Origin of the sequence: Bordetella hinzii LMG 13501, assembly GCF_001548475.1 — a bacterium.
GTDB lineage: Bacteria > Pseudomonadota > Gammaproteobacteria > Burkholderiales > Burkholderiaceae_B > Bordetella > Bordetella hinzii.
On record NZ_LRUJ01000009.1, the window covers coordinates 159,560 to 166,645 of the forward strand.

The 7,086-nt window shown below is 65.5% G+C and carries 6 protein-coding genes; 5 read left to right on the forward strand and 1 reads right to left on the reverse strand.

What is annotated here, in order from left to right; all coding sequences use genetic code 11:
* Window positions 1-26: 26 nt before the first annotated feature.
* Window positions 27-674: a response regulator transcription factor gene (locus AXA74_RS24475; RefSeq protein ID WP_029580395.1), complete on the reverse strand. Its 648-nt coding sequence runs from the start codon at window positions 672-674 to the stop codon at window positions 27-29.
* Between the two features lie 603 nt (window positions 675-1,277).
* On the opposite strand from AXA74_RS24475, the gene leuC reads away from it, so the two are divergent.
* The 5 genes from leuC to AXA74_RS08740 all read left to right on the forward strand — a co-directional run.
* Window positions 1,278-2,681 carry a 3-isopropylmalate dehydratase large subunit gene (gene leuC, locus AXA74_RS08720; protein ID WP_032957765.1) on the forward strand — a complete coding sequence of 468 codons (1,404 nt, stop codon included), beginning with the start codon at window positions 1,278-1,280 and terminating at the stop codon, window positions 2,679-2,681.
* A gap of 12 nt (window positions 2,682-2,693) precedes the next feature.
* Complete coding sequence (gene leuD, locus AXA74_RS08725) at window positions 2,694-3,344, forward strand: 3-isopropylmalate dehydratase small subunit (RefSeq protein ID WP_029580397.1); 651 nt, start codon at window positions 2,694-2,696, stop codon at window positions 3,342-3,344.
* 80 nt (window positions 3,345-3,424) lie between these two features.
* Window positions 3,425-4,501, forward strand: a complete 1,077-nt coding sequence (leuB, locus tag AXA74_RS08730) for a 3-isopropylmalate dehydrogenase (RefSeq protein WP_029580398.1) — start codon at window positions 3,425-3,427, stop codon at window positions 4,499-4,501.
* A gap of 148 nt (window positions 4,502-4,649) precedes the next feature.
* Window positions 4,650-5,780: an aspartate-semialdehyde dehydrogenase gene (gene asd, locus AXA74_RS08735; RefSeq protein ID WP_029580399.1), complete on the forward strand. Its 1,131-nt coding sequence runs from the start codon at window positions 4,650-4,652 to the stop codon at window positions 5,778-5,780.
* Between the two features lie 180 nt (window positions 5,781-5,960).
* A partial coding sequence (locus AXA74_RS08740) for a type IV pilus assembly protein FimV (RefSeq protein ID WP_060833151.1) occupies window positions 5,961-7,086 on the forward strand: 1,126 nt, incomplete at its 3' end.

A 7,086-nucleotide genomic window follows, 5' to 3' on the forward strand; every position in this document is an offset into this window, starting at 1 on the left:
AGGTGTTGTTCCTTGAGGATGGGGTATCAGTTGCCCGTCGTGGTTGCCTTGGGCTGGGATATGCCATGCACCAGCAGCGCCAGCTGCAGCCGGTCCGCCACGCCCACTTTCTCGAACACCGCCGACAGGTGGGCCTTGACCGTCCGTTCCGTGATACCGAGCAATTCCGCGATCTGGGCATTGGATTGGCCGGCCGAGGCATGGCGGGCCACTGTATCCTCGCGTTCGGTCAGCAAGCCTCGGCTCCAGTCGGCTTGTACGCAGGCACGCTCCTGGACCAGCTGCAGCAGGCGCTCCACCAGCGAGCGGCCCAGCCAGATGCCGCCTTCGGCCACGACACCCAGCGCCTGCCCCAGCGCCGCCGGGCTGGCATAACCATGGCAATAGCCCTGGGCGCCGGCGCCCAGGGCCTGGGTGCCTTGCTCGTCGCTGGGATGCAGGCTGGCTACCAACAGGGCCAGGTCCCGCGTCATTTCCGGCCAGCACGGATCCTGCCAGGCGGGACGCCGCGGCAGGTCCGCGTCGATCATGGCCACGCCACGGCCCTGTTCGCGCCAGCGGGCCAGATCGGCCATATTGCGGCCGCGCGCGGGCAGCCAACGGTGATCCAGTTGGCGCCAGTGCTGCCAGAGCAGGTCGTCATGCGTGATCAACAGGACAGGCGTCGGTTTCATGGCTCCTTCAGTGCTTGGCGTCAGCGCAGGCCTTGCGGGTCTTGCGTGGGCGGCACCGGTCTTTTCAGGCCACGCCCGGTCTCGAAAACACTGCCCGGGACTGGCGCGTTTCATCTTGGGGACTCCGGTTGGCCGTGGAGCGGTCCAGGCACGTCGGGCCCAATGTCGCGTGGGGAGGTTCGCGGGATCAAGAAATGATACAAAACGCGAACAGTTTGTATGCAAATGTCATAAGGCGCGAGTCAAGATTTGTTAAGTTATTTGAAAACTCTCGGCCGGATGCATGAAATTTTTTGCCAGCATGCCACGGGGATAATGTTCCTGCCCGAAAAATCCCTCAATAAATCATAATATTGCGTCATATGCGAAATGTTTCGCATAATTGCGTATTATGTTTCTGGCGATATTTTCCGGGATTCGGATTAATGCTTCCGTAAGTATATCTTCCTAAATGATGCACCGACAGCGCGCCGGTGGCAGGGGGGTAGTGCTTGTACTAGGATAATTGGTTGAATTGTACTAGCTTGATAGCCTGGGCATAATCGCTGCATGCCGCGCGGTCACAGCGACCGGAGGCGGTTTGCCTACTCATCAGAGCGATCCATGGCCCAAACCCTTTACGACAAACTCTGGGACGCCCACGTCGTCCACCAGGAAACAGACGGCACCTGTCTGCTCTATATCGATCGTCATCTCCTGCACGAGGTGACCAGCCCGCAGGCGTTCGAAGGGCTGACCCTCGCCGGCCGCAAGCCCTGGCGCATCAGCGCCAACCTCGCGGTGGCCGATCACAACGTGCCCACGCTGAATCGCGCGCAGGGCATCGAAGACCCGGTGTCGCGCCTGCAGGTCGACACGCTGGACGCCAATTGCGATAAGTACGGCATCACCGAATTCCGCATGAATGACCTGCGCCAGGGCATCGTGCACGTGATCGGCCCGGAGCAGGGCGCCACGCTGCCCGGCATGACGGTGGTTTGCGGCGACTCGCACACCAGCACGCACGGCGCCATGGGCGCGCTGGCCTTCGGCATTGGCACCTCCGAGGTCGAGCACGTGCTGGCGACCCAGACGCTGCTGATGAAAAAAGCCAAGAGCATGCTGATCAGCGTGGACGGCGAGCTGCCCTTCGGCTGTACCGCCAAGGACGTCGTGCTGCACATCATCGGCATCATCGGCACGGCCGGCGGCACGGGCCATGCCATCGAATTCGCTGGCAGCGCCATCCGCGGCCTGTCCATGGAAGGCCGCATGACGGTCTGTAATATGGCCATCGAGGCGGGCGCGCGTTCCGGCATGGTGGCCGTCGACGACAAGACCATCGAATATTTCCGCAATCGGCCCTTTTCGCCGGTCGGCGTGCTGTGGGACCAGGCCGTCAATTACTGGCGCACCCTGCATTCCGATGAGGGCGCCAAGTTCGACCGCGTCATCCGCATCGACGCCAAGGAAATCAAGCCACAGGTGACCTGGGGCACGTCGCCCGAAATGGTGCTGCCGGTCGATGGCCGCGTGCCCGACCCCGAGCGCGAGAAGGACGAGGTCAAGCGCAGTGGCATGGAGCGCGCCCTGCAGTACATGGGCCTGACGCCCAATACCCCGCTGGTCGATATCCGTGTCGACCGCGTGTTCATCGGCTCCTGCACGAACTCGCGCATCGAAGATCTGCGCGCCGCGGCCGCGGTGGCCCGCGGCAAGCGCGTGGCGGCCAATGTGCGCCAGGCCATGGTGGTGCCCGGCTCGGGCCTGGTCAAGCAGCAGGCCGAGCGCGAAGGCCTGGACAAGATCTTCACCGACGCCGGCTTCGAGTGGCGCGAACCGGGCTGCTCCATGTGCCTGGCCATGAACGCGGACCGCCTGGAGCCGGGCGAGCGCTGCGCCTCGACCTCCAACCGCAATTTCGAGGGCCGCCAGGGGCAGGGCGGACGCACCCACCTTGTCAGCCCGGCCATGGCCGCGGCTGCCGCGGTGGCCGGCCATTTCGTTGACGTGCGCAGCTATCGCTGAGCGGGGATATTCATGCAAGCATTCACTTTTCACGAAGGGTTGGTCGCGCCGCTGGATCGCGAGAACGTCGACACCGACCTCATCATCCCGAAGCAGTTCTTGAAATCGATCAAGCGCTCGGGTTTCGGCCCCAACCTGTTCGACGAGCTGCGCTACCTGGACCACGGCGAACCCGGCATGGACAATAGCAAGCGTCCGCTCAATCCGGATTTCGTGCTGAACCAGCCGCGCTACCAGGGCGCATCGGTGCTGCTGGCCCGCAAGAACTTCGGCTGCGGCTCCAGCCGCGAGCACGCGCCCTGGGCGCTGCAGCAATACGGTTTTCGCGCCATCATCGCGCCGTCGTATGCCGATATCTTCTTCAACAACAGCTTCAAGAACGGCCTGCTGCCGATTATCCTGACGGAGCTGGAGGTCGCGCGCCTGTTCGACGAGGTCAAGGCCTTCCCGGGCTACAAGCTGAAGATCGATCTCGAGCGCCAAGTGGTCATCGGCGCCGATGGCCGCGAAATGGGTTTCGAGATCGATGCCTTCCGCAAGTATTGCCTGCTCAATGGTTTTGACGACATCGGGCTGACCCTGCGCCAATCCGACAAGATCCGCGCGTTCGAGGCCGAGCGCCTGGCCCGCCATCCCTGGCTGGAAAGCCGGCCGGTGGCCTGAGCGTCGCGCCGTCCTTGCCGCGCGGACCGGGCATCGCCGCGATGCCCGGCGTTTTTTTTTTGCTATCTACAGGAATTCCCATGACCCAGAAAATCGCAGTCCTTCCCGGTGACGGGATCGGCCCGGAAATCGTCGAGCAGGCCGTGCGCGTCCTCAAGGCGCTGGACCTGCCGCTGGAACTGAGCGAAGCCAAGGTCGGCGGCGCCGCCTTCGACGAATTCGAGCATCCACTGCCCCCGGCCACGCTGGAGCTGGCCAAGACCTCGCGCGCCGTGCTGTTCGGCGCCGTGGGCGACTGGAAGTACGACAGCCTGCCGCGCGAGTTCCGCCCCGAGCAGGCCATCCTGGGCCTGCGCAAAGCCCTGGGCCTGTTCGCCAACCTGCGTCCGGCCATTCTCTACCCCGAGCTGGCCAGCGCCTCATCGCTCAAGCCCGAGATCGTGGCCGGCCTGGACATCGTCATCATCCGCGAACTGACCGGCGACATCTATTTCGGCACCCCGCGCGGCGTGCGCAGCTCGCCCGACGGCCAGTTCGCCGGCGAGCGCGAAGGCTACGACACCATGCGCTATGCCGAGTCCGAAGTGCGCCGCATCGCCCGCGTCGGCTTCGAGACGGCCCGCAAGCGCAACAAGAAGCTGTGCAGCGTGGACAAGGCCAATGTGCTGGAGACCTCGCAATTCTGGCGTGACCTGGTCATCGAGACCGCGCGCGACTATCCGGACGTGGAGCTGTCGCACATGTACGTCGACAACGCCGCCATGCAGCTGGTGCGCAACCCGCGCCAATTCGACGTCATCGTGACCGGCAATCTGTTTGGCGACATCCTCTCGGACGAGGCCGCCATGCTCACCGGTTCCATCGGCATGCTGCCTTCGGCCTCGCTGAACGCCAGCGGCCAAGGCCTGTACGAGCCCAGCCATGGTTCGGCGCCCGACATCGCTGGCAAGGGCATCGCCAATCCGCTGGCGACCATTCTGTCGGCCGCGATGCTGCTGCGCTATTCCCTGGACCAGGCCGCCCAGGCCGATCGCATCGAGGCGGCGGTGCGCAAGGTGCTGGCCCAGGGCCTGCGCACGGCGGACATCCACGAGGCGGGCACCACCAAGGTCAGCACCGCGCAAATGGGCGATGCCGTCCTGAAGGCGCTGGCCTGACCGTCGGCCGGGCCGGCGGGCCGCCGTCGGTTCGGCGCGACACGTCCCCGAATTGCGAGGGTGCAATGCAGCATTGCGCCTCGCATTCTGATAAATTGCAGTAGTTCATTCCCGTTTTTTTCATTCCAGACCCCTAAAGAGCCCAGAAATGACGCAAGCAGTAGGCCTCGTCGGTTGGCGCGGCATGGTCGGTTCGGTTCTCATGCAGCGCATGCGTGAGGAGAACGACTTCGCACTGATCGACCCCGTGTTCTTCTCCACCAGCAACGCCGGTGGTGCCGCGCCCAAATGGGCCGAAGGCGCCGGCCCGCTGCAAGACGCAAACGATATCGAGGCCCTCAAAAAACTGCCCATCATCGTGACTGCGCAAGGTGGCGATTACACTACCGAGGTCTATCCCAAGCTGCGCGCCGCGGGCTGGAAGGGCATCTGGATCGACGCGGCCAGCACGCTGCGCATGGCCGACGACGCCATCATCGTGCTGGATCCGGTCAACCGTCCCGTCATCGACGCTGCCCTCAAGCGTGGCGTGCGCAACTTCATTGGCGGCAACTGCACCGTCAGCTGCATGCTGATGGGCTTGGCCGGCTTGTTCAACAACGACCTGGTCGAATGGATGACCTCCATGACCTACCAGGCCGCTTCGGGCGGCGGCGCGCAGCACATGCGCGAACTGCTCAATCAGTTCGGCATCCTCAACCAGGCCGTCAAGCCGCTGCTCGACGATCCGGCCTCGGCCATCTTGGACATCGACCGCGGCATCCTGGCCAAGCAGAAAGACGCCAGCCTGCCCCGCGAACACTTCGGCGTGCCGCTGGGCGGCAACCTGATTCCCTGGATCGACAAGGACCTGGGCAACGGCATGTCGCGCGAAGAATGGAAGGGCGAGGCCGAGACCAACAAGATCCTCGGCCGCGGCGAAGCCTTCGGCACGCCCGCCACGCCGATCGACGGCCTGTGCGTGCGTATTGGCGCCATGCGCTGCCACAGCCAGGCGCTGACCATCAAGCTCAAGCGCGATGTGCCGCTCGACGAGATCGAGGACATGATCGCCGCCGGCACGCAGTGGGCCAAAGTCGTGCCCAACACCAAGGAAGCCACGGTCGAGCAACTGACCCCGGTGGCCGTGACCGGCACGCTGGATATCCCGGTCGGCCGCCTGCGCAAGCTCTCCATGGGCCCGCAGTACCTGGGCGCCTTCACGGTGGGCGACCAATTGCTGTGGGGCGCCGCCGAGCCGCTGCGCCGCATGCTGCGCATCGCGCTGGCCGAGGCCTGAGCCCGCGAGGGTTCGCCGTGCAGCAAAGGGCACCCCGGGGTGCCCTTTGTTTTTGGGCGCGACGCCACAGGTGTTTACTATCTTATACGTCGAATGAATATGTTCGGTTTATGAATCGTCCTTGATCCATTACACTTTTCCCCTGCATTGCCCTGGTATAGAACACGGAAATCACACCATATGAGTTCGCGCCATTCGCAGCACCGCCTTTCTCCGCAGATCTGCCGCCAGCGCGGCCTGGCCCTCGCGCTGGCCATGGCCCTGGGCACCACATGGGGGTGGAGTGCGCAGGCGGCCCGGCTGGGGCATGCCAGGGTGGTGTCCGCCCCCGGCGAGCCCTTGCGCGTGGCGCTGCCCCTGACTGAACTCAGTCCCGAAGAGGCGCAGAGCCTGCAGGTATCCCTGGCCGATGCCGCCGATTGGCAGCGTGCCGGCCTGACACCGCCCGCGCCCCTGTCTTCCCTCAGCCTGCAGACCCAGGTCCCGCGCGACAGCTCACGCCGCGATCTGCTCATGGTCTCGCCCCAGCCCATGCAGGGCGATGCCGTCGATGTCTTGCTCAATCTGCGCACCAGCGCCGGACAGCGCCTGGTCCAGGTGACGGTGCTCGTGCCCAAGGGGGCGCCCAAGGTGCAGCCGGCCCAGCTCGGCACGGCGCGGCCGGCGACCGGGCAGGCCGCGGGCGCCAGCGTGCATGTACGCCGCGGCGACACGCTTTACAACATCGCCCAGCGCAATCCGGTGGCCGGCGCCAATATCCACCAGATGCTGGTGGCCTTGTGGCGCGCCAACCCCAATGCCTTCATCGGCGACAACATGAACCGCCTGAAGGCTGGCGCCGATCTGGCCCTGCCTGATGCGGACACCGTGCGCGCCATCGACCCGGCCGAGGCGCGCCGGATCTATATCGAACAGGTCGAGGCCTATGCGCGTTACCGCGCCGGCCTGGGCCAGGCCGCGGGCGGGACTCGCGTGAGCGCCGGCGCGGCCAGCGCGGGCAAGATCGGCAGCGGTGACACGCCGGCCGGCGCCAGCGCCGCCTCGTCCCAGGACCGCCTGCGCCTGTCTGGCGCGCCGGCCGACAGCGCCGCCGACGCCAAGCGTGATAGCAAGGCCTCGGATGCTCATGCCCTGGCCGATGCCCGCGAGCGGGTGGATACGCTGCAATCGAACGTCGAGGCCTTGAAGCAAGCGGGCGCCGGGCGCGACAGCGCCAGCGATGGCGCCGTCGGCGCGGCGGGCATGGCCGCCGGCGCGGCGGCCGCGGCATTGGCCGGCGCCAGTCCCGCTCCCAAGGAGGCCGGGA